The 23,027-nt window shown below is 63.0% G+C and carries 16 protein-coding genes and 1 pseudogene; 10 read left to right on the forward strand and 7 right to left on the reverse strand.

Features of this window, described 5'->3' with window-relative positions:
* Positions 1-9: 9 nt before the first annotated feature.
* Both KD146_RS15800 and KD146_RS15805 read right to left on the reverse strand, forming a co-directional pair.
* Positions 10-894: a carbohydrate kinase family protein gene (locus tag KD146_RS15800; RefSeq protein WP_212659800.1), complete on the reverse strand. Its 885-nt coding sequence runs from the start codon at positions 892-894 to the stop codon at positions 10-12.
* Positions 891-1,814: a pseudouridine-5'-phosphate glycosidase gene (locus KD146_RS15805; RefSeq protein WP_212660075.1), complete on the reverse strand. Its 924-nt coding sequence runs from the start codon at positions 1,812-1,814 to the stop codon at positions 891-893. Before KD146_RS15805 ends, KD146_RS15800 begins: the two co-directional genes overlap by 4 nt.
* 446 nt (positions 1,815-2,260) lie before the next feature.
* Here KD146_RS15805 and KD146_RS15810 point away from each other — a divergent pair, with 446 nt between their 5' ends.
* The 7 genes from KD146_RS15810 to KD146_RS15840 all read left to right on the forward strand — a co-directional run bounded on the left by KD146_RS15810 (position 2,261) and on the right by KD146_RS15840 (position 8,486).
* The gene (locus tag KD146_RS15810) at positions 2,261-3,352 is read left to right on the forward strand and encodes a polyamine ABC transporter substrate-binding protein (RefSeq protein ID WP_212659801.1); all 1,092 of its coding nucleotides are present in this window, start codon (positions 2,261-2,263) and stop codon (positions 3,350-3,352) included.
* A 60-nt stretch (positions 3,353-3,412) separates the two neighbouring features.
* Positions 3,413-4,561, forward strand: a complete 1,149-nt coding sequence (locus tag KD146_RS15815; RefSeq protein ID WP_212659802.1) for an ABC transporter ATP-binding protein — start codon at positions 3,413-3,415, stop codon at positions 4,559-4,561.
* Entirely contained in the window at positions 4,558-5,517 is a 960-nt protein-coding gene (locus KD146_RS15820; RefSeq protein WP_212659803.1) for an ABC transporter permease subunit, read from the forward strand. The genes KD146_RS15815 and KD146_RS15820 overlap by 4 nt, the downstream gene beginning before the upstream one ends.
* Positions 5,517-6,326, forward strand: a complete 810-nt coding sequence (locus KD146_RS15825) for an ABC transporter permease subunit (protein WP_212659804.1) — start codon at positions 5,517-5,519, stop codon at positions 6,324-6,326. The genes KD146_RS15820 and KD146_RS15825 overlap by 1 nt, the downstream gene beginning before the upstream one ends.
* A gap of 288 nt (positions 6,327-6,614) precedes the next feature.
* Positions 6,615-7,469, forward strand: a complete 855-nt coding sequence (purU, locus tag KD146_RS15830) for a formyltetrahydrofolate deformylase (protein WP_212659805.1) — start codon at positions 6,615-6,617, stop codon at positions 7,467-7,469.
* A gap of 32 nt (positions 7,470-7,501) precedes the next feature.
* A complete protein-coding gene (locus KD146_RS15835; protein ID WP_212659806.1) occupies positions 7,502-7,696 on the forward strand; it encodes a hypothetical protein in 195 nt (64 codons plus the stop codon).
* Between the two features lie 34 nt (positions 7,697-7,730).
* On the forward strand, positions 7,731-8,486 hold the full coding sequence (locus tag KD146_RS15840) for a Stf0 family sulfotransferase (protein ID WP_212659807.1): 756 nt from the start codon (positions 7,731-7,733) through the stop codon (positions 8,484-8,486).
* On the opposite strand, the gene KD146_RS15845 is transcribed toward KD146_RS15840, so the two are convergent.
* Both KD146_RS15845 and KD146_RS15850 read right to left on the reverse strand, forming a co-directional pair.
* Entirely contained in the window at positions 8,483-8,911 is a 429-nt protein-coding gene (locus tag KD146_RS15845; protein WP_212659808.1) for an RrF2 family transcriptional regulator, read from the reverse strand. The two genes, KD146_RS15840 and KD146_RS15845, sit on opposite strands and share 4 nt — an antisense overlap.
* Positions 8,912-9,459: 548 nt before the next feature.
* Positions 9,460-11,226: pseudogene (locus KD146_RS15850) on the reverse strand (cation:proton antiporter domain-containing protein); the annotation flags it as partial.
* 290 nt (positions 11,227-11,516) lie between these two features.
* Between KD146_RS15850 and KD146_RS15855 the strand changes: the two are divergent.
* Complete coding sequence (locus tag KD146_RS15855) at positions 11,517-12,350, forward strand: transglutaminase-like domain-containing protein (protein ID WP_212659810.1); 834 nt, start codon at positions 11,517-11,519, stop codon at positions 12,348-12,350.
* Here KD146_RS15855 and KD146_RS15860 read toward each other — a convergent pair.
* Genes KD146_RS15860 through KD146_RS15870 form a run of 3 tightly spaced genes read right to left on the reverse strand, consistent with a single transcriptional unit; the run spans position 12,347 to position 15,172 of the window.
* Positions 12,347-13,435: an ATP-dependent DNA helicase gene (locus KD146_RS15860; protein ID WP_212659811.1), complete on the reverse strand. Its 1,089-nt coding sequence runs from the start codon at positions 13,433-13,435 to the stop codon at positions 12,347-12,349. The two genes, KD146_RS15855 and KD146_RS15860, sit on opposite strands and share 4 nt — an antisense overlap.
* Positions 13,435-14,118 (reverse strand): fumarylacetoacetate hydrolase family protein, encoded by a 684-nt coding sequence (locus KD146_RS15865; protein ID WP_282222269.1) that lies wholly within the window; start codon positions 14,116-14,118, stop codon positions 13,435-13,437. Before KD146_RS15865 ends, KD146_RS15860 begins: the two co-directional genes overlap by 1 nt.
* Positions 14,111-15,172 carry an aldo/keto reductase gene (locus KD146_RS15870; protein WP_212659813.1) on the reverse strand — a complete coding sequence of 354 codons (1,062 nt, stop codon included), beginning with the start codon at positions 15,170-15,172 and terminating at the stop codon, positions 14,111-14,113. The genes KD146_RS15865 and KD146_RS15870 overlap by 8 nt, the downstream gene beginning before the upstream one ends.
* 217 nt (positions 15,173-15,389) lie before the next feature.
* Here KD146_RS15870 and KD146_RS15875 point away from each other — a divergent pair, with 217 nt between their 5' ends.
* Both KD146_RS15875 and pbpC read left to right on the forward strand, forming a co-directional pair.
* Positions 15,390-20,879, forward strand: a complete 5,490-nt coding sequence (locus KD146_RS15875) for an alpha-2-macroglobulin family protein (protein WP_212659814.1) — start codon at positions 15,390-15,392, stop codon at positions 20,877-20,879.
* Positions 20,876-23,005, forward strand: a complete 2,130-nt coding sequence (gene pbpC, locus KD146_RS15880) for a penicillin-binding protein 1C (RefSeq protein WP_212659815.1) — start codon at positions 20,876-20,878, stop codon at positions 23,003-23,005. Before KD146_RS15875 ends, pbpC begins: the two co-directional genes overlap by 4 nt.
* Positions 23,006-23,027 lie beyond the last annotated feature (22 nt).

The following is a 23,027-nucleotide window of genomic DNA, read 5'->3' on the forward strand; positions in this document are numbered from 1 at the left end:
GGGATTTGGCTAGCCCGGCTGGCCGCCAATGGTCTGCACGGCCTTGGCCCCCGAAGCGATGCCTTCGGCCATTGCCGAGGCTTCATCTTCGCCATCGAGCAGCGCCGCCAGAAAGCCCGCCGCAAACGCATCGCCCGCCCCGGTGGAATCCACCACGGTGACGCTGGGCGCGGGCAGTTCGACGCGCAGACCGGCCTGCCCGCCCAGCGCCGCACCATCCCGTCCACGCTTGATCACGACATTCCCATAGTGGGCGCCCAGCGCCACCATCTGCGCCTGATAATCATCCAGCCCGGTCAGCAGGGCCGCCTCATCGGCATTGGCAAACAGCCAGTCAGCCCCGTTCGTCCAGTCCAGAAACTGATCAGCGCCAACCTCTGCCAGAAACCCCACCGAAGCGGGATCAATCGCGATAGCAATGTCGCGATCCTTGGCGGCGGCAAACAGCGACTGCACCGCCGCACGCGGGCCGGGCGCAAAAAAGCTGTAGCCCGACACCATGATCATGCTGACCTCGTCGAGCAGGCTGTCGGGCAGATCATCGGCGCTCAGATTGAGATTGGCGCCCCGGTCGGTCAGGAAGCTGCGCTCGCCATCGGTATCGACAATGGTCACCAGCACGCCCGAGGGTTGCTCGGCGTCACCGGCCAGTACCGGCACCACGCTGAGCCCGCGGAAATAGTTCTCATACATGGCCCGGTCGGACTGCCCGACCCGCGCGGCAAACACCACATCGGCCGCCATGGCACCCAGCCAGACCGCCTGATTGGCGCCCGACCCACCGGGCCGGCTGCGCACGGTGGCGCGCCGGTCACTGCCTTTGACCATAGGGCCTTCGGGGACCACGATGACATCGGTCATCACATCCCCGACGACCAGAATTTTGCCGCTCATGCCGCGTCTGCTGCCAGGGCCACCGCAATCCTGGCAGCAACCTTGGCGTTGTTTTCCACCAGCGCAATATTGGCGACCAGCGACTTGCCATCGGTCAATTCAAAGATGCGCTTGAGCAGGAATGGCGTCAGATCCTTGCGCGAGACGCCTTCGGCTTCAGCGCCCGCAATGGCTTCGGCAATCCGCGCCTCAATGGCAGCGGGCTCAAGCGCATCGGCTTCGGGGATCGGATTGGCGACCAGCACGCCGCCCATGCCCAGCGCCACCTGATGGGCAATCACCTTGGCAATATCGGCGGCATCGTCAAACCGGTGATCGACCTTGTGGCCGCTCTGACGCGCCCAGAAGGCGGGGAATTCATCGGTGCCATAACCCAGCACCGGCACGCCATTGCTCTCAAGCACTTCAAGCGTCTTGGCGATATCCAGGATCGACTTGGCACCGGCACAGACCACCGCCACTGGCGTGCGGCTGAGCTCCTGCAAATCGGCCGAAATATCGAAGGTTTCTTCGGCACCGCGATGCACGCCGCCAATACCGCCCGTGGCAAACACCTTGATGCCCGCCAGCGCGGCAATCTGCATGGTGGTGGCAACAGTGGTGCCGGCAATGGCGCCCTTGACCAGCAGCGCGCTGACATCGCGCCGGCTTGCCTTGGCAGCCTTGCCGCCTTCAAGCGCCAGCCGCTCCAGATCATCGCCCGACACCCCGACACAGAACTTGGAATCCATGATGGCAATGGTTGCCGGGATGGCGCCGTTCTGGCGGATCACCGCCTCGACATTCTTGGCCATCTCCAGATTTTGCGGATAAGGCATGCCATGGGTGATGATGGTGGATTCCAGCGCCACCACGGGCTGACCGTCGGCCAATGCCTGTGCAACTTCAGGGGTGATCGAAAGATAGGCCTTGGCGGTCATATAATTGCTTTTCACTGCTATGGTCATGCAGGCCCGCGGGCCTTTGTCGGCGCGGGTTTTGCGCCCTGATGCGGCAAAGCGTCAACCCCTACCAGACCATGGCGGTAAATCCCTTGTCCACCGGGGCATTTCAATTTACGCTTTGGCTTACCTCGAACCGAGAAAGGGCACTTCGCTGAACACCTTCATCGTTGATCTTGCCATGGCCGCAGATCGATATGCGCCCCCCACCGGGCCCCGTTCAGTCGAGTTGTCCAGCGCTTCCGAGCGCTCCTTTTCTGCACCGCAGAGTGATTTTGCGCCCCATCAGCCGGGCCTTGAAAGATAAGCCCTGGCTTTTCGAGCCTGTCTGCCCCGGTGGGGTGGACCAACGCCCAGCCGCACGCCTGTGCCGCACACCCAAAACCAAAAAGACCAAAACGACCCCAACAGGAGCTCCCGTCCAGATGAACAAGTCGCTCGCACTTGCCCTCGGCGCCCTCATGGTCGCCAGCCCCGCGCTGGCCCAGGAAGAAGCCGTCCTCAACGTTTACAACTGGTCCGACTATATCGCCGAAGACACCATCGCCAATTTCGAGGCGGAGACCGGCATCAAGGTCAATTACGACGTCTACGACAACAATGAAGTCGTCGAAGCCAAGCTGCTGGCCGGCAATTCGGGCTATGACATCGTGGTCCCCTCCGGCTTCTTCCTGGAGCGCCAGGTGCAGGCGGGCCTGTATCAGGAACTCGACAAGTCCAAGCTGACCAATCTGGGCAATATGGACCCCGGCGTGATGGAGCGCACCGCCGCCCATGACCCCGACAATGCCCACTCCATCGACTATATGTGGGGCACCACCGGCATTGGCTACAATGTTGGCAAGGTTACCGAAGCGCTGGGCGCCGATCAGCCCATCGACACCTGGGATATCGTGTTCAAGCCCGAACTGGCCGCCAAGCTGGCCGATTGCGGCATTGCCATGCTCGACGCACCCAATGAGATCTTTGCCGCGGCACTGAACTATCTGGGCATCGACCCCAATTCGGAAAGTGCTGACGATCTGGCCAAGGCCGAAGAGCTGGTGCAGGGCGTGCGCCCCTATGTCCGCTACTTCCACTCCTCGCAGTACATTGACGATCTGGGCAATGGCGAAATCTGCCTGGCCGTGGGCTATTCCGGCGACGTGTTCATCGCCCGCGATGCCGCTGCCGAAGCTGCCCAGGGCGTTGAAGTGGCCTACTTCATTCCCAAGGAAGGCGCGCTGCAGTGGTTCGACCTGTTCGCCATTCCCGGTGACGCACCACACCCCGACAACGCCCACAAGTTCATCGACTACATGATGAAAGCCGAAGTGGCCGCAGCCAACACCAACTACGTGTTCTATGCCTCGGGCAATGCGGCCGCTGTCGAGTTCATTGATGACGAGATCAAGAACGATCCGGCGATCTACCCACCTGCCGATGTCGCCGCCAAGCTCTACCCGCGCAAGGCCACCTCGCCTGAATTCAGCGAGTTGATGACCCGCTCCTGGACCCGCATCAAGACCGGTCTGTAAGCGCTCACTGCAAACGGGGCGAAGCCACAACTTCGCCCCGCTTCCACCACCAGGACTGACATGGCCAAAAAGCCCGAAATCGCCGCTGATACCCGCCCCTGGCGCAAAAGCGATGCCAAACCCTTCGTCCGCATCGCCAATGTCACCAAGCGGTTTGGCGACGTGTTCGCCGTGTCCGACGTCTCGCTCGATATCTATAAGGGCGAACTGTTCTGCCTGCTGGGCGGATCGGGCTCGGGCAAATCGACCCTGCTGCGCATGCTGGCCGGCTTTGAAGAACCCAGCGCCGGCACCATCGAAATCGACGGTCAGGACATGTCTCATGTCCCGCCCTATAACCGCCCCGTAAACATGATGTTCCAGTCCTATGCGCTGTTCCCGCATATGAATGTCGAGCAGAATATTGCCTATGGCCTCAAGCGCGATGGCCTGCCCCGCGCCGAAATCAATGACCGCGTCGCTGAACTGCTCAGCCTGGTCAAGCTGGCTGATTATGGTCGGCGCAAACCGCACCAGCTGTCCGGCGGCCAGCGCCAGCGCGTGGCGCTGGCCCGTTCGCTGGCCAAGCGCCCCAAACTGCTGCTGCTCGATGAACCCCTTGGCGCGCTCGACAAGAAGCTGCGCGAGGAAACCCAGTTCGAACTGGTCAAGATCCAGGAGACACTTGGCGTTACCTTCATCGTGGTGACCCATGATCAGGAAGAGGCGATGAGCCTGGCCACCCGCATCGGGGTGATGAACCAGGGCGAAATCGCCATGATCGGTGAGCCCACCGACATCTACGAATTCCCCAACTCCAAATTCGTGGCCGGCTTTATCGGCTCGGTCAATCTGGTTGACGGCGTGGTTACCGAGGATGAGGACGCCTATATCCGCATCCGCTCCGAAGAACTGGGCTGCGATATCTATGTCGGCCACGGCGTGGAATGCGCCCCCGACCAGCGCCTGAGTTGGGCCATTCGCCCCGAAAAACTGATGCTCAGCCGCGAAAAACCCGACAACGCCCATGGCGCCAATGTCACCCAGGGCGTGGTCGAGGATATTGGCTATCTCGGCGATGTCAGCGTCTATCGCGTGGTGCTGCAGAGCGGCAAACGCCTGCGCGTGACCCAGACCAACACCACCCGATCCAACCCCGACGCCATCTCCTGGGATGAGCAGGTCTATGTGACCTGGGGCGACAGTTCTGGTTCGGTGCTGACGGTATGAGCAGCTTTGAGGGCGATACACCGCTGCCCAAGCGCCGTGTCTGGTCCGGTGTTGAACGCACGCTGGCGGCCATGGGCCTGTCCGGCCGGGCGCTTGTGATTTTTGCCCCCGCCATCTGGCTGACACTGTTCTTTCTGGTGCCGCTGGCGGTGGTGTTCGGCATTTCGCTGACCGTCAAGCAGTTCGGGCGCCCACCCTATTCGCCGCTGCTGACTAATGAAGACGGCACGCTGCAGCTGACGCTGCACCTGAACAACTATCTCTATTTGTTCACTGACGCGCTCTATGTCGCGGCCTATCTCAGCTCGATCAAAATCGCGCTGATCTCCACCATCATCGCCCTGCTCATTGGCTATCCGATGGCCTATACGGTGGCGCGCGCCCCCGATCAGTGGCGCAATATCCTGCTCATGCTGGTTATCCTGCCATTCTGGACCTCGTTCCTGCTGCGGGTCTATGCGCTCAGCGGCTTCATGCGCGGCAATGGTGTCATCAACCAGTTTCTGGGCCTGTTTGGCATCGAGCCGTTGGTGATGATGCAGACCGATTTCGCTGTATATGTCGGCATCGTCTATACCTATCTGCCTTTCATGATCCTGCCGCTCTACACCAATCTGGTGAAGCTGGACGGCGCCCTGCTCGAGGCATCCGCCGATCTGGGCGCCAGGCCCTGGCGCACCTTCCTCTCGATCACCCTGCCGCTCTCCATACCCGGCATAATTGCCGGCTCCATGCTGGTCTTCATTCCCGCCATCGGCGAATTCGTCATTCCCTCCCTGCTCGGCGGGCCCGGCACGCTGATGATCGGGCGCGTCCTGTGGGACGAGTTCTTCGCCAATTCCAACTGGCCGCGCGCGGCTGCCGTGGCGATCGCCATGCTGGTGGTTGTCGTGATCCCGATCATGCTGTTGCAGCGGGCACAGGACAGCACGCTGGACAAGGAAAGGGCCAATTGATGCGCCGCAACGGCCTGCTCCTCACCGCTACCGTATTGGGCTTTGCCTTCCTGTACGCGCCGATCATGTCGCTGGTGATCTTCTCGTTCAACGAGAACCGGTTGGTGACCGTGTGGTCGGGCTTTTCGACCAAATGGTACGCCGAGGTCTTCGCCGATCCACAGCTGATCGACGCCGCCTGGCTCTCCATTCAGGTGGCCTTCACCGCTGCCACCATTGCGCTGGTGCTGGGCACGCTGTGTGCCGTTGCGCTGGTCCGCTTCCGCCGTTTCCGCGGGCGCACCGCCCTGGCGGCCACCGTCTCGGCCCCGCTGGTGATGCCCGACGTGATCACCGGCCTGGCGCTACTGTTGCTTTTTGTGGCCATGGAAAGCGCCATTGGCTGGCCTGCCGGGCGCGGCCTGATGACCATCATCATCGCCCATTCGGTATTCTGCATGGCCTATGTGGTCGTCGTGGTGCAGTCGCGCCTCTCCGATCTCGATCTCAGCCTGGAAGAAGCTGCCATGGATCTGGGCGCCACCCCGGTCCGGGTATTCTTTGACATCACCCTGCCCATCATCGCCCCGGCGCTAATTTCGGGCTGGCTGCTGGCCTTTACACTCTCGCTTGATGATCTGGTGATCGCCAGCTTCGTATCGGGCCCCGGCTCTTCCACCCTGCCAATGGTGATCTTCTCCAAGGTCAAGCTGGGGGTGTCGCCCGACGTCAACGCACTGGCCACCATCATTATCGGTCTGGTGGCGCTGGGCGTGTTCGCCGCAACCCTGGTGCAATTGCGCAGTCGTCCCAAAAAGTCGCCGCTCTAGACAGACGCGAAAAATCGGCGCACCATCCCCTCATGTTCAACGAACGAATAGGAGGTGATCCAGTGTCTTTTGAGGTTGTGGTTCTCGAAGCAGGTCTTGGATATTTGGTAGCGAGCGGGAGTGATCTCGACTAGCACCCATCTCCTCGGCACTCGAGGCCGTTAAGCTCGGAAAGGGCCGTCCGCAAGGGCGGCCCTTTTTCGCATCGGCGCGCCTGCCCCGACGTGCACCCTTGACGCGAGCGCCCAAGCCATTGATACCGCTGGCGAGATTTCTGGAGTTTGCACAATGTCCGCGGCCAATTTTGTCCTGACCCTGTCCTGCGCCGATCGCCCCGGCATCGTCGCCGCGGTTACCACCGAGCTGGCCGCGCTGAGCGCCAATATCGCTGAATCCAACCAGTTCTGGGATCGCGAAACCGGCCGCTTTTTCATGCGCCTGGCCTTTACCGCGCCCCAGGGCGTGGGCCGCGACGCCATTGAACGCGCGCTCAAGGCGCCGATTGAACGGTTTTCCATGAAGACCAGCCTGGTGGGCGAAAGCCAGCGCAAGCGTATCGTCATTCTGGTCTCCAAATTTGACCACACTCTGCTCCATCTGCTCTACCAGATTCGCGTGGGCTGGCTCGATGCGGACGTCGCCGCGATCATTTCCAACCACCCCGATGCGCGCAAGATCGCCGAGGACGCCGGCATCCCCTATCACCTGCTGCCTGTGACCAAGGACACCAAGGCCGCCCAGGAGGCGCAGGTGCTCGAGATCATCCAGAAGGCCGGGGCCGATCTGGTGGTGCTGGCGCGCTATATGCAGGTGCTCTCCAATGACCTGTCGACCCGGCTGTTCGGGCAGGTCATCAACATCCATCATTCGTTCCTGCCCAGCTTCAAGGGCGCCAAGCCCTATCACCAGGCCCATGAGCGCGGCGTCAAGATCATCGGCGCCACCGCGCATTATGTGACCCCCGATCTCGATGAAGGCCCGATCATCGAGCAGGAAACCGCTCGCGTCACCCACGCCATGAGTGCCGAGGATCTGGTGGCCGCCGGTCGCGACATCGAAAGCCGCGTGCTGGCCCGCGCCGTCAAGCTGCACCTGGAAAACCGGGTCATGCTCAACGGCAAGAAGACCGTCGTCTTCGGCTAGCGCGCGACAGCCAACTATTCAGGATATTGGTAATGCCCACAGATGATATGACGTTGATCGGCCTTGGTCTGGCCGGGCTGTTCGTCGTCTGGCTGGCATTCTCGCTGCTCAAGAAGGTCGTGGGTCTGGCGGTGTTGGCCGCCCTGATCATTGGCGGCTTCGTGCTCTGGAGTAATCCGGAGATGCGCCGCGCCATGCTCGACGGCCTCGCTGGTCTGGTGGGCTAGTTTGATCTCGGATGCAGACAGAAAGGATAACGCCATGTCGGCATCGTCCTACATCATCTGCGCCACACCGCGCTCGGGCAGCACCATGCTGTGTGATTTGCTGACCGCAACACACGTCGCCGGTCGCCCCGCATCATATTATCGCGCTCAGGACATCACCTATTGGGCTGACCAGATGCAGGTGCCTGCTGGCCTGCCGGACGGCCCCGCATTTGAGCGCGCCTATCTCGAGGCCCTCAAGCGTTACGCCAGCAATGGCACGGGCACTTTTGGCCTGCGCCTAATGTATGGGTCTCTGGCCGAACTCCTGTCCCGGCTCGCGCTGATTTACCCCGATCAATCCCGTGATCGAGGCCTGCTTGAAGCCGCCTTGGGGTCGGTAACCTATCTGCACCTGTCACGCGGCGACAAACTGGCTCAGGCCATCTCCCGGCTCAAGGCCGAGCAGAGCGGGCTGTGGCACCGCGCCGCCGATGGCAGTGTGCGCGAGGGCAGCGACACGCCCGGACAGCCAGTTTATGACTTTGCGGCACTGCAAGGCTTCATCGCTGCGGCTCAGGCCGATGACCATGCCTGGAACAATTGGTTTGCCAGACATGGCATTACCCCGCATGCCATCACCTATGAGAAACTGGCGGCCGATCCCAAAACGGCGCTGCGCGGCGTGCTCAATGCACTCGGACGCAACCCGGCTTTGGCCGATCAGTTAAAGCCCCAGACCGCCCGCCTGGCCGACGGCATCAGCGCCGAATGGGCCGCATGCTTTGCGCACGACAGCGCCAAAACCTAAACCGGCAAATCCTCAAGCCGCAGGGAATCGGCCAGTGTGGTGCTGTCGAGCACGGCGCGAGTGGCCAGTGTCACGCGCTCGAAGACGTGGCGGATTTCGCAGGCACCCTCGTCCTGGCAATCGGCGCATTTCTTGTAGGCAATCTTGGACAGACAGGGCAGCGGCGCGATGGGCCCGTCGATCAGGCGCAGCACTTCGCCGAACATGATCTCCTCGGGCGCCTTGATCAGTTCATACCCCCCCGAGCGGCCCCGCCGGCTGGCGACGAACCCGGCCCGCTTGAGTTCAAGCAGGATCTGTTCGAGGAATTTCTTGGGGATCGACTGCGCCTTGGAAATCTCGCCAATCATCATGGTCTCACCACGATCCACGCGTGCCAGCGATACCAGCGCCCGCAGCGCGTATTTGGCCTTTTGCGAAATCATCTAACCAAACTACTCCTTGCGCCCTGACGCGGCGCACCCCTCCAGCTTGCGCCAAAATACAGCGCCAGCCAACATTGCCCGCCCGCAAGCTGTCAGCTCTTGGGCTCGGGCTGCACCTCTGGCGCCACCCCGTCTTCAGCGGTATCGGCATCCTCACTTGCGGGTGCCGGGCCGCCTTCGCTGACCTCATCGGCCTTCTGCTCATCCAGTTCCGCTGCCGCGTCCGCGCCGACCTCGTCCACCGTGACTTCGGCAGCATCGTCCTGGGACGCTGGTGTGTCGGCTTGCTCGGCCGGGGGCGCCAGCTCGATGACATCATCGACAACAACAGCTTCGAGCACGGGGATTTCGCCTTCAGGCTCAGTCTCGGTCGTCCGTTCTGCTGTTTCAGGCGTTTCCCTCTCATCGGTGGTGGCGACGGCAGAAGCCACCGCGGCAGGTGTCGTGGCCGCCTTCGCCAGCAGATTATCGACCGGCGCCAGCTTGGGCTCGACAACCACCGCCTCGGCCACAACCGGCGCGACACGCTCGCCGCGCAGCCAGGCCAGCATGCCCATGCCGATTTCGTGCTCGCCCATGATCACCACATCCGCGCCCAGGCTGCGCAGATGCTCTTCTTCTTCAGCTGAATGCGCCCGCGCAATAATGCGGATCGAGGGGCTGAGCTTGCGCCCCACTTCGCACACCGTACCGGCTTCAAAGCCGTCTGGAATGGCGATCAGCAGGCATTCCGCCGCCGCCAGATTGGCCAGCTCGAGCACCTGTTCGCTGGCGGCATTGCCCAGCACGGTTTCAATGCCCATTTCGCGCGCCACCGCCACGAAATGGTCGGTGTCTTCGATCAGCACCAGCGGCGCGCCAGCGCTATGCAGGCTCTCGCCCACCACCTTGCCCACGCGACCAAAGCCCACCAGGACGGTGTGGCCGGTCTTTTGCGATGGCTCGATGACATCTTCTTCGACCAGTTCGAGCACATCGGCCTCGGTGACCTCTTCGCTGGCAACCGCTTCGGTGGGCTCGACACTATCAGGTTCAATCCGCTCGCCATTGCGCTCGGCGCGCGCGGCCTTGCGGCGCGCCGACTTGGCTTCCAGCTTTGGCTTGGCCAGATCAATGGCCCAGAACACCACCGGGTTGAGCACGATGGAAATCAGCGCACCGGCCAGGATCAGATCCTGTCCCTCGCGCGGCAGAATGGCGAGCGCCACGCCCATGCTGGCCAGAATGAACGAGAATTCACCGATCTGCGCCAGCGACGCCGAAATGGTCAGCGCGGTGGCGATGGGCCGCTTGAACAGCAGCACAATGCCGAACGCCGCGGCAGACTTGCCGATAATGATGATGAACACCGTGGCCAGCACCGGCAGGGGGTTGGTGATGATGATCATGGGATCGAACAGCATGCCGACCGACACAAAGAACAGCACGGCAAAAGCGTCGCGCAGCGGCAGGGTTTCCTGCGCCGCACGATGAGACAATTCGCTTTCCGACAGGATCATCCCTGCAAAGAAGGCACCCAGCGCCAGCGAGACGCCAAACAGCAGTGCCGAACCCAGCGCCACGCCCAGCGCAATGGCCAGCACCGCCAGACGGAACAGTTCGCGGCTGCCGGTGTGTGCGGTGCCATGCAGCGCCCATGGAATGATCCGGCGTCCGACAATGAGCATGAAGCCGACAAAGGCCGCGACCTTGACCAGGGTCAGGCTGAGTACGCCCCAGATACCCAGCTCAATCCCGGCCATGCGGCTGACAAAGGACACGAATGGATCATGCACGCCACTGTCATTGCCGCCCAGGCTGGCAATGGCGGGCACCAGAACCAGCGCCAGCACCATGGCCAGATCTTCCACGATCAGCCAGCCCACCGCGATGCGACCGCGTTCGGTCTCGATCAGGCGACGATCCTGCAATGCCTTGAGCAACACCACGGTCGAAGCGACCGACAGCGCCAGACCGAACAGAATGCCGGCCCCCACGCCCCAACCCAGGATCAGCGCCAGACCCAGCCCCAGCAGGGTCGCCAGCGCGATTTGTGCCAGCGCACCCGGAATGGCCAGAGCGCGCACGCTCATCAGATCCTTGAGCGAGAAATGCAGGCCCACACCAAACATCAGCAGGATGACACCCAGCTCGGCCAGCTCGGCGCCGAGCGCCTGATCGGCGACAAATCCGGGTGTGTAGGGACCCGCCAGCACGCCTGCGAACAGATAGCCCACCAATGGTGGCATCTTGAGCCGATGCGCAATCATGCCGAAGATATAGGCCAGCACCAGACCCGCGACGATCGTAGTGATCAGGGGGGTGTCGTGGTGCATCTTGTCTCCTGCGTGCGTTGAAAAAGCGTTGCCGCTAAATCTCTAGTGATAAAATGGAGTATCCGTTCCCCATGCGCAAGCGGCACGGCGGACCGAAAGTTAAGCAATTCGACTGACTTGGCCGCACAAGCGGTCAAGATTGCGGCGATCTGGCAAGATTGTCTTTGTTCTGCGCCCGCACTGGTCCAAGCTGAGTTGGTCGGGCCTGCATCCTCAAGCCAACTATTTGGCCGGCTCGATGAACCAGATCGTTGGTGCCGCGTTTGACACCCGACCATAAAGGATGCGCCGTGCGTTTATCTCTGGGATGCGAAGTCGGCTATGACGTGCTCGAGACAGCTACGCTGATCTTCAATATTGAAGCCATGCGCGGCGGGCGCCAGCAGGTGCTCAACGAACAATTGGTGATCTCGCCCAATGTCACGGCCGATGAAAAGACCGCCCATGAAAGCGGCAATCGCTATCTGCGGCTGACCGCACCGCCCGGCTATCTGCATGTTCGCTATACTGCCGAGATCGAGCTCGATCCGCTGCACCGCGCACCGGCCTTTATCGGTGAGGTACCAGTGGCCACGCTGCCGCTCGAAACCCTGCCCTTCCTCAATCCGTCACGCTATTGCCCCTCGGACCAACTGGCCCGGTTCGCCGTCCGCGAATTCGGCAATATCGCGCCTGGCTTTGGCCGCGTGGTGGAAATCTGCAACTGGATCAATGCCGAAGTCGATTACCAGTTTGGCACCAGCGACAGCGCCACCACCGCCGCCGGCACGTTCTCGACGCGCGCTGGCGTGTGCCGCGATTTCGCCCATCTCGGCATTACCTTCTGCCGCGCCCTGGGCATCCCGGCGCGGTTTGTCAGCTGCTACGCCTGGCAGCTCGAACCGCAGGATTTTCACGCGGTGTTTGAAGCCTATCTGGGCGACCGTTGGTATCTGTTCGACCCAACGCGGATGGCCACGCTTGACGGCATGGTGCGCATAGCCTGTGGCCGTGACGCCGCCGACACCGCCTTTGCCACCATCTTTGGCGCGGTCAATCCGCAGAACGTTTATGTCTGGGCCAATGCACTGGACCAGAACACCAGCGCCGAATGGACCACCGACGCGGTCAGCACGCAGGATTAGGAAACCACGGTGATCTTTTCGGCGGCGCGGGTGATGCCGGTATAGAGCCAGCGCGCCCGCTCTTCGCGGAACACAAAGCTCTCATCGAACAGATAGACGCTGTCCCACTGGCTACCCTGCGCCTTGTGCACGGTCAGGCAATAGCCAAAGGTGAACTCGTCGAACTGCCGCCGTTCGGGCCAGCTCATCGCATCCTCTTCGCCCGAAAAGAACGCCTTGTGCGTAAGCACCTTGGCCTCGCCCTTGCCCTCATCGGCCCCCAGCAGCAGGCTCCATTTGCCATTGGTGCGCCGCGTCGCTTCGGTGACAATCCAGATCTGCCCGTTGAGCAGCTTCTTGCGGGCATTATTGCGCAGGCAGACCATGCGATCGCCCAGCACGGGCTCGTGGAAGGGCAGCCCCTTCAGTTCGCGTAACCGGTCGTTGTATTGCAGCCGCGTCTTGTTGCGGCCCACCAGCACCTGATCGGCTTCCAGCACGGCATCGCGGTCGACATTTTCGCGCCCCACCACGATGGACTCGCCATAGCTGCCGCGCTCAAGAAACCCGCCTTCACGCACCTGCATGGACAGATGAATGATCGGATTGTCCGCCGCTTGGCGATGGATTTCGGTGAGCATCACATCAGGCTCGTCAGCAGTGAAAAAGCCTGCGCCCTGTACCGGCGGCAGCTGGAACGGATCGCCCAGCACCAAAATCTTGACCCCGAAGCTGAGCAGATCCTTACCCAATTGCTCGTCGACCATCGAGACCTCGTCGATCACGATCAGGTCGGCATCGGCTGCCGGGCTTTCATCATCGAGCACGAAGCGCGGCTCGCCCTCCTTCTCGCTGACCAGCGTATAGATCAGGCTGTGAATGGTCTGGGCGCCCTTGCAGCCCCGCTTGCGCATCACCAGCGCCGCCTTGCCGGTAAAAGCGGCAAACCGCACCTTGCGCACATCCTGGGCCAGATGCACCGCCAGCGTCGACTTGCCGGTGCCCGCCCAGCCGAACAGGCGGAACACCTGCGGGCCGTCGCGGTCCTTGAGCCATTCCGATACCGCGACCAGGGCCGCGTCCTGCTGGGGAGACCAAACCGTCATCAGCCGATCGTCGTCCGCACGCTGCCGACACCGGCAATCTGGCCCTCGAGAACATCGCCTGCCACCACCGCGCCAACCCCGGCCGGGGTGCCGGTCATGATCAGATCGCCAGCCTTGAGCGTCACGAAGCCGCTGAGATAGGCGATGGCTTCGGACACGCTCCAGATCTGATCGCCCAGATCGCCACGCTGGCGCTCCACCCCATTGACCGACAGCGTGATGGCGCCCTTGTCGGGATGGCCGATGGTTTGGGCTGGCTCGATGGTGCCGATGGGCGCCGAACAATCAAAGGCCTTGGCCATTTCCCAAGGGCGTCCGGCCTTCTTGGCCTGGGCCTGCAGGTCACGCCGCGTCATGTCCAGCCCCGCCGCATAGCCATAGACATGGCTCAGCGCATCGCCCACCGCGATGTCGCTGCCATCCTTGCCAATGGCAACAACCAGCTCGATCTCATGATGCAGATCGCTCGTTTGGGGCGGATAGGGCATGGCCGCGCCGCCCACCACAACCGCATCGGCCGGCTTGGCAAAGAAGAATGGCGGCTCGCGCGTATCATTGCCCATTTCGACGATATGCTCGGCATAATTGCGGCCAACGCAATAGACCCGGCGCACGGCGAACAGGCCGCCACGGGCAATCGGCACACTGACGGGCGCATGCGGCGCAAACAGAAAATCAGCCACGCTTGAACTCTTCCACATAGGGGGCAAGGAGATCGGCATCGACCGGGCCCAGACGGTCATTGGCCGTAAAGGTCTGATGCCAGTAGGGATAGATAAGTGGCGGCTGGCTGACCGCATCAAGCCGGGCGCGTTCCTCGGCGCTCAGCTTGAGATCGGCGGCAGCCAGATTGTCCTCGAACTGCGCCTGGCTGCGCCCGCCAATAATCACCGAGGTGACACCGGGGCGACCCAATGTCCAGGCCAGCGCCACCTGCGCGCCGGACACGCCGCGCGCATCGGCAATCGCCACGATCACGTCGACAATGTCGTAGAGCTTGTCCCAGTCATAAACCGGGGGCTCGCGGAAACCACCGACATGTCGCCCGCTTTGAGGGCCGCCATCGCGGCGATATTTGCCCGAGAGCAGACCACCGGCCAGCGGCGACCAGATCAGCATGCCCAGCCCCTGATCCTGACTGATCGGCACCAGCTCATATTCGGCTTCGCGCGAATGCAGCGTGTAATGGATCTGCTGGCTGACAAAACGCTCGGCCTGCCGCTTATCGGCAGCCTGGAGTGCCTTCATGATGTGCCAGCCCGAATAGTTCGAGCAGCCGATATAACGCACCTTGCCATGCTGCACGAGCGTGTCGAGCGCCGCCATGGTCTCATCAACCGGGGTCTGACCATCCCATTCATGCACCTGATAGAGATCGATCACATCGGTCTTGAGGCGGCGCAGGCTGGCTTCGGCCTGGGCAATGATGTGGTGGCGCGACAGGCCCCCTTCATTGGGGCCATCGCCCATATTGAAGCGCACCTTGGTAGCGACCAGCGCGCGCTCGCGGCGGCCGTTTTCACGCAACGCCACCCCGATCATCTCCTCGGAGACCCCGGCATTATAGACATTGGCGGTGTCGAGCAGATTGATCCCGGCATCCAGGCACAGATCGATCTGCCGATTGGCATCGGCCTGGTCGGTATGGCCCACCCGTTCAGAGCCACCAAAGGTCATGGTGCCCATGGTCAGCACCGAGACTTTCAGGCCCGAGCGGCCCAGATACCGATATTCCATCCCTATTCTCCCGCTTGCGTCTGAATCACCGGCCAGACGAGAACATTTCATAAACCAACACGCAATGCCTCCCAAGCCCTGCGGGTCAATTGCTTCGCACGCCGCCCCCGTGTCAAACCACTGTCATCACCCCAAAACCAGCATGGGGCAGTGTGTGGACTCGGCATGGGGGCGGGCGTATCGTCCCCGCCAGTCAAATGAAGCTTGGGAGGGCAGCATGCGGCACGGTCTTGGCGTTATCCGGTTTATGGGTGCTGCACTGATCCTGGCTCTGGGTATGGCCCAAGCGCAGGCTGCCGACCCCAAAATCACCCTGCTGCAGGATTCTGACCTGCCCGGCTATGACTATGCCATCCTTAAAAATACCGATCTGGACGCCTGCAGCGCCAGCTGTGCCGATGATCGCATCTGCCAGGCCTTCACCTTCAACCAGAAATCCAACTGGTGCTTCCTCAAGGGCGCTGTTGGCGAACCCACCGCCTTCAAGGGCGCGGTATCCGGTACAATCGAACACGCGCCCTCCCCGGCTGCCCTGAGCGCCATCCGCCAGTCCGAAATCCCCTTCCCGGCCCAGGACCTGATCGACGCCGCCCGCCGCTTTGCCAATGAACTGCCCCAGACCGATGCGCCACCGCCCAAGGTGGGTTACGCCGATCTGGTCGCCGATGGCGATGCCGCCAGCGCCGCACAGAACCCCGCCGGTGCCATCACCGCCTATCGCCAGGCGCTGGCGATCAACCCCAATGCCGCCCATGTCTGGCAGGCGCTGGCCATTGCCACCCTGACCCGCGCCGAAGCCGTTGCCGGCGCCGACAATGACAATAGCGGCGATCTGGCGCGCACCGCCGTCTCGGCCGCGCTCAATGCCTTTTTGCGGGCCGAGGAGACCGATGCCCGCGCCCTGGCCCTGCGGGCGCTCGCCAATGGCATGGAATATGGTGGGCGCTGGCGCGAGGTGATTGCCACCTACCGTCTGAGCCAGCAACTGTGGCCCAGTGATGATGTCGCTGCCCATCTGCAAGACGTCGTCGCCCAGCATGGCTTCCGCGTCGTCAATCATGTGGTCGATGCCGAGGCCGCGGCCCCCCGCATCTGCGCGGTGTTTTCCGATCCGCTCGGCAGCACAGATCTGTCCGCTTATGTCGTGGTAGCCAATGCGCCCCAGACCTCGGTTGAAACCGAAGCCGACCAGATCTGCGTGGAGGGCGTCAGCCATGGCAGCCGCTATGCCATCAAGCTGCGCGCCGGCCTGCCCTCGGCCGATGGCGAGACGCTGGGCAAGGAGGTCGATCTCGACATCTATGTGCCCGACCGTTCGCCCTTTGTCGGCTTTGCCAATAATGCCTATGTCATGCCCGCCGGTCTGGGTGGCGGTCTGCCCATCACCTCGATCAATGCCGATACGGCCGAACTGCAAATCTACCGCATTGGCGACCGCGGCGTTGCCGCTGCCGTGCGCGATGGCATTTTTCAGGGCAATCTGACCGATTATGGCGCCCAGGACATTGCCGACCGCGTCGGCCAGCAGGTCTGGAGCGGCGAAATCGATCTGGCGCGCGGTCAGGCCAATATCCTGACCACCACCGCCATTCCCGTTGCCGACGCGCTGGGCAATATGGAACCCGGTGCCTATGTCGTCACCGCCCGCATCAAGGGCGAGGTCGACGACGAATACTGGAGCGAGAAGGCGACCCAGTGGTTCATCATCACCGATCTGGGTCTGACCAGCATTGCCGGCGATGACGGTGTGCATGCCTTTGTGCGTGGCCTGACCGACGCCCAACCCGTGGCCAATGCAACCGTGCGGCTGATTGCGGTCAATAATGACGTGCTTGGCCAAGCCACCACCGACGAGACGGGCCGGGCCCGGTTTGCCCCCGGTCTCGCCCGCGGCACCGGTGGCGCGGCCCCGCAATTGCTGGTCGCTGAAACGACCGATGGCGACTATGCCTTTCTGGACCTCTCCAAACCCGCCTTTGACCTGACCGATCGCGGTGTCGAAGGCCGTCCTTCACCTGGCCCGCTCGACCTGTTCGCCACCACCGAACGCGGCGTCTATCGCCCCGGCGAAACCGTGTTCCTGACTGCGTTGTTGCGCGATGATCGCGCCGCGGCCGTGTCCGGCCTGCCGCTGACCATGGAAGTCGAGCGCCCCGATGGCGTGGTGGCCAGCACGCAATTGCTCAGCGATCAGGGAGCTGGTGGCTATTTCACCGCCCTGCCCATGGTCGAGGGTGCCATGCGCGGCTCCTGGACGCTGCGGCTCTATTCGGACCCCAATGCCGATGCGCTGGCCAGCACCAGCTTTCTGGTCGAGGATTTCGAGCCCGAACGGCTGGCCTTTGTGCTGAGCACCACCGACCAGGCCCCGCTGGTCACCGATGAAGTGACCGAAATCAGCGTCGCGGCCAAATATCTCTATGGCGCCACCGCGCCTGATCTGGACATCGAGGCCGATGCGGTGATCCGTCCGGTCAAGACGCTCGAAGGCTTCCCCGGCTACACCTTTGGCCGCCTCGACGACACCATGGAGACCACGCGCGAACCCCTTGGCGTTGTCGGCACCACCGATCAATCCGGTCACGCCGTGGCTGAAGTCGTGTTGCCGGCCGTCCAGACCACCACGCGCCCCCTCCAGGCCCAGATTCTGCTGCGCCTGGTCGACACCAATGGCCGCACCATTGAGCGCAGCCTGTCCCGACCCGTAATGGCCGATACCGACCGCATCGGCATCAAGCCGGTGTTCGCCGACCCCAGCGGTCTGTCATCGGGTAGCGAAGCGCAGTTCGACATTATCGCGGTATCACCGCAGGGCGAGACCGTGGCCAAGACCGGCTTGAACTGGACCCTGTCGCGTCTCGAAACCACCTATCAGTGGTACCGCAATGGCAGCGCCTGGCAGTGGGAACCCATCACGACAACCCGCACGGTCGCCAGCGGCACGCTCGATACGCCTCAGGATGGTCCGGCAACCATCGGCGCCAATGTCGATTGGGGACGCTATCAGATCGAAGTCACCAGCACCGCCCCCGGCGCCACGTCCTCGAGCTATGATTTCTATGCCGGCTATTACTATGCCGATGCGGGGTCGGACACGCCCGACACGCTGCAGGTGGCGCTCGACAAGCCCGCTTATCGCGTCGGTGAAACCGCCCGGCTCAAGCTTGATCCGCAGTTTGCCGGCACCGCACTGGTCATGGTGGTCGACAACCGCGTCATCGCCATGCAGGCCGTCAACGTGCCCAAAAAGGGCACCACGGTTGACCTCGAGGTCACCGACGATTGGGGCCCCGGCGCCTATGTGACCGCCATTCTCTATCGCCCTGCCGATACGGGCGAAAAGCGCATGCCATCGCGCGCGCTGGGTCTGGCCTTTGCCGATGTCGAGCCGGGCGACCGCAAGCTGGACGTGTCACTGGACGCCCCGCAGACCACCCTGCCCCGCCAGAGTTTTACCACCGGGATTGCCCTGGGCAATCTGGCCGCTGGCCAGACCGCCTATGTCGCTGTCGCCGCCGTCGATCTGGGCATTTTGAACCTGACCAATTTCAAGACCCCAAGCCCCGACGATTGGTATTTTGGCCAGCGTCAGCTGGGCATGGATATTCGCGATCTTTATGGCTCACTGATCGATCCGACCCAGGGCATGGCCGGCGCCATGCGCTCAGGCGGCGATGGTGGCGCGGCGCGCCTTGGCAACCCGCCCCCCATCTCGGTGCTCGTTGCGCTGCATTCGGGCATTGTCGAGCTCGATAGCGATGGCAAGGCCAGCGTCACCTTCGACATGCCGGACTTTTCCGGCACGGTCCGCGTCATGGCCATGGCCTGGACCGACACCGCCGTGGGCCATGCCCAGGCCGATGTGATCGTGCGTGATCCTGTCGTTGTCACCCTGAGCCCACCGCGCTTCCTGCGCGTCGATGACGCCTCGCGGCTTCTGGTCGAGATCAACAATATCGATGGCGCCGCCGGTGCCTATGGCGTCAGCCTGTCGACCGGCACCGGCATCAACACCACGGCGCAAGACACCGAAGTCACCCTCGATAAAGGCGCGCGCACCACCCTGGAGCTTGGGCTGACCGGCGCCGCCATTGGCGACTGGCCACTCGCGCTGACCATCACCGAACCCGATGGCAGTACCCAGACCAAGGAGCTGACGCTGGGCGTGCGTCCGATCAGCGCGCCGCAGACCAGCAGTACACTGCTGCCCATCGACGCCAATGCCAGCGTCACCGTCGATGACAGTTTCTTTGCCAGCTACATGGCCAATACCGGCGCCATGACTCTGGCTATTGGCCCGCTGGCCCGGCTCGACGTGCCCGGCCTGCTGCTCGCGCTGGACCGCTACCCGTATGGCTGCGCTGAACAGGTCACCAGCCGCGCTTTGCCGCTGCTCTATCTCAACGATGTCGCCAGGTTGATCGGCACAGCCGGTAACGAAGACCTCAACAACACGGTCACCGTCGCCATTGCCAATCTGCTCTCCAAGCAGAATTCAGGCGGCGGCTTTGGCCTGTGGGGTCCGTTTGATGGCGGTGATGGCTGGCTTGATGCCTTTGTCACCGACTTCCTGCTGCGCGCGCAGGCGGCGGGCTATGCCGTGCCCGAACAGGCCATGAGCCGGGCGTTGGACAACCTCTCCAACCAGCTCGCCTATGCCAGCGATTTCGACAATGGCGGCGAAGACGTGGCCTATGCGTTGTATAATCTGGCCCGTGCGGGACGCGTCAGCATGGGCGATCTGCGCTATTATCTCGAAGCGCGCCTGGATGCCTTTGGCTCGCCACTGGCACAGGCCCAGCTCGGTGCTGCTCTGGCGCTTTATGGTGATCAGACCCGTGCTGCAACCGCCTTCGCCGCAGCCCTCGACAGCCTGAACGCCAGCGGGTCGAGCACCGGCTATCGCGCTGACTATGGCAGCCGCCTACGCGATACTGCGGGCGTATTGGCGCTTGCCGCCGAGTTCAAACCAGCCGGTTTTGACCTCGACACGCTGGCCAATCAGCTCGCCAAGCTGCGCGATCGCGCCCAGTACACCTCAACCCAGGACGATAGCTGGACACTGCTGGCTGCAGCGGCGCTGGGCGAAGCCACCACCGATGGCACCATCACCATCAATGGCCAAACCCTGACCGGATCGGTCTATCGCCGCTTCGAGCAATTGGGGTTCACCCCGCTCGAGATCGCCAATCAGGCCGACACACCAACCCAGGCCAAGGTCAGCGTTACCGGCTATCCGGCCAACCAGCCCGACGCTGCCAGCAATGGCTTTATCCTGCAGCGCGAATATTTCCTGCCCGATGGCACCCCCATCGATCCGCAGGCAGAACCCATCGCCCAGAATGAACGGCTGGTCGTGGTGCTGACCGCCTGGCCCGACAATCTGGGCTCGGGACAATATGTACTGGCCGATCCACTGCCCGCCGGGTTCGAAATCGAGAATGCCAATCTGTCGGCCGGTGGTGTCGCCGACTTCAACTGGTTGCAGCTCGACAATCCCGTCCATATCGAGGCAAGGACCGATCAGTATGTTGCCGCCTTCCGCTATTATTCGGACCCCGGCAGCTTCGCCACTGCCTATCTGGTGCGCGCAGTCTCCCCCGGCAGTTTCACCCAGCCTGGCGCGACGGTCGAGGATATGTACCGCCCGCAGTTCCGGGCCAATACGGATGCGGGCACCATTGAGGTCACTGCCACAGGCCCATGAAAGCGCCCGCGCCAATAGCTGAACCAGCGCCACCGCCCCCCTGGGTGCGGTGGGTCACGGCCATCGGCTTCGGCCTGTTTGTGCTTGGCTGCGCCGCCACGATCCAGCTGAGCGCCAGCATTGCCGAAATCACCCGGACCCTGCCGGCAACGCCCGACCCCGCGACACTGACGGTGTCGGCTGAGGTGACCGATCGCGACGGGCTGCTGCTGCGCCCCTTCACCACTGGAGATGGTCGCTGGCGCCTGCCGACCGGTCGCGACGCGGTCGATCCACGGTTTCTCGACATGCTCATTGCCTATGAGGATCGCAGCTTTGCCGACCATGACGGCATCGCCTGGTCCTCCATGCTGCGCGCGGCGACCCAGTTTGTCAGCGCCGGTGGGCGCGTGGTGTCGGGTGGCTCCACCCTGACCATGCAGGTCGCCCGGCTGATCGAGGGCGAACCCACACGCAATGCCTGGGGCAAGCTACGCCAGATGGTGCATGCGCGCCAGCTTGAGCACGATCTGAGCAAGGACCAGATCCTTGATCTCTACCTGACGCTGGCGCCCTATGGCGGCAATATCGAAGGCATCCGGGCCGCCAGCCTGGCCTATTTCGGCAAGGAACCGAGCCGGCTGACCACCGCGCAGGCAGCCCTGTTGGTGGCTCTGCCACAATCACCCGAAGCCCGGCGCCCCGACCGCAATCGCGATGCCGCCCGCGCTGGACGCGACAAGGTGCTCGACCGGCTGGTGGCTTTGGGCGCCCTGCCTGCCGAGGAAGCCCGCGCTGCCAAACACGAACCTGTTCCCGACGCCCGCCGCGAATTTCCCATGCTGGCCGCCCATCTGGCCCAGCAGGCCGTCAGCGCCCAGCCTGATGCCCGCACCATTACCCTGACCGTCGACAAACGCCTGCAGGATGCCCTTGAACGTCTGGCTGCGGCCCGCGCCAGGCTGATCGACCCCAATGTCTCGGTCGCCATTATTGCCGCCGATATCGAGAGTGGCGAAATCCTCGCCTCGATCGGCTCGGCCGGCCTGTTCGACACACTCAGCGATGGCTATGTCGACATGACCACCGCCATCCGCTCACCCGGTTCCACCCTCAAACCATTGATTTACGGGCTGGCATTTGAACAGGGACTGGCTCACCCACAAAGCCTGATCGAGGATCGCCCCACCACCTTTGGCGGCTATGTGCCGGTCAATTTCGATGGCTTTAACCGGGGCACCGTCACCATTCACGACGCGCTGACCCAATCGCTCAATATCCCCGCCGTGGTGGTGCTCGATGCGGTCGGCCCGGCGCGACTGGTCTCGCGTCTGCGCCGCGCCTATGCCGATCCGCGCCTGCCCAGCGATACAGCGCCCAGTCTTGCCGTCGGCCTGGGTGGCGTGGGGATCACCCTGCGCGATCTGGTGTCAGTCTATGCCGCCATCGCCCATGGCGGCGACGCCGTCGCCTTGAACGATGGTATTACGCACCCAACCGCCGAGGGGCTCAGCGCGCCCATTCTGGACCCGGTCAGCGCATGGTATGTCGCCGATATTCTGGCCGATGTGCCGCCACCGCTCAACGGATCGCCCGGCCGCATCGCCTACAAGACCGGTACCTCCTATGGCTATCGCGATGCCTGGGCCATCGGCTTTGACGGCAAGACCGTGATCGGGGTCTGGGCTGGTCGCCCCGATGGCGCGCCCGTGCCGGGCTTGTCGGGCATTACCGGCGCCGCCCCAATCCTGTTTGAGGCCTTTGATCGACTGGGCAGTCGCCGTGCGCCACTGCCACGCGCGCCTCAGGGCGCCATTCTGGCCAGTACCACCGAACTGCCCAGCCCGCTGCAGCGCTTCCGCCACCCCGATGCGGGTCTGGTGGCCCGCGATGCGGCGCCCGAAATCGCCTTTCCCGGCGACGGCATCACGGTGGACCTCAGAGCCGGCGGTGACGCTTTGGACCCGCTCATGGTCAAGGTTCGCAACGGCGTGCCGCCCTTCACCTTCTTTGCCAACGGCACCCCGTTTGGCCGGCCCGATTTTGCCCGTCAGGCCAGTTGGCCCCCCGATGGCCCCGGCTATGTCACCCTGTCGGTGGTCGATGCCGAGGGGCGCGGCGACAGCGTCAACGTCCTGCTCAACTGAAGCCGCTCACCGCTCGATCACA

The organism is Devosia litorisediminis (assembly GCF_018334155.1).
Lineage (GTDB): Bacteria > Pseudomonadota > Alphaproteobacteria > Rhizobiales > Devosiaceae > Devosia > Devosia litorisediminis.

Coding starts and splice junctions, on each gene's coding strand:
- KD146_RS15840 (WP_212659807.1), top strand. CDS start 7,731: ATGTCGGCATCGTCCTACATCATCTGCGCCACACCGCGCTCGGGCAGC.
- KD146_RS15815 (WP_212659802.1), top strand. CDS start 3,413: ATGGCCAAAAAGCCCGAAATCGCCGCTGATACCCGCCCCTGGCGCAAA.
- KD146_RS15870 (WP_212659813.1), bottom strand. CDS start 15,172: ATGGAATATCGGTATCTGGGCCGCTCGGGCCTGAAAGTCTCGGTGCTG.
- KD146_RS15835 (WP_212659806.1), top strand. CDS start 7,502: ATGCCCACAGATGATATGACGTTGATCGGCCTTGGTCTGGCCGGGCTG.
- KD146_RS15875 (WP_212659814.1), top strand. CDS start 15,390: ATGCGGCACGGTCTTGGCGTTATCCGGTTTATGGGTGCTGCACTGATC.
- KD146_RS15805 (WP_212660075.1), bottom strand. CDS start 1,814: ATGACCGCCAAGGCCTATCTTTCGATCACCCCTGAAGTTGCACAGGCA.
- KD146_RS15845 (WP_212659808.1), bottom strand. CDS start 8,911: ATGATTTCGCAAAAGGCCAAATACGCGCTGCGGGCGCTGGTATCGCTG.
- KD146_RS15825 (WP_212659804.1), top strand. CDS start 5,517: ATGCGCCGCAACGGCCTGCTCCTCACCGCTACCGTATTGGGCTTTGCC.
- purU (WP_212659805.1), top strand. CDS start 6,615: ATGTCCGCGGCCAATTTTGTCCTGACCCTGTCCTGCGCCGATCGCCCC.
- KD146_RS15810 (WP_212659801.1), top strand. CDS start 2,261: ATGAACAAGTCGCTCGCACTTGCCCTCGGCGCCCTCATGGTCGCCAGC.
- KD146_RS15860 (WP_212659811.1), bottom strand. CDS start 13,435: ATGACGGTTTGGTCTCCCCAGCAGGACGCGGCCCTGGTCGCGGTATCG.
- KD146_RS15800 (WP_212659800.1), bottom strand. CDS start 894: ATGAGCGGCAAAATTCTGGTCGTCGGGGATGTGATGACCGATGTCATC.
- pbpC (WP_212659815.1), top strand. CDS start 20,876: ATGAAAGCGCCCGCGCCAATAGCTGAACCAGCGCCACCGCCCCCCTGG.
- KD146_RS15820 (WP_212659803.1), top strand. CDS start 4,558: ATGAGCAGCTTTGAGGGCGATACACCGCTGCCCAAGCGCCGTGTCTGG.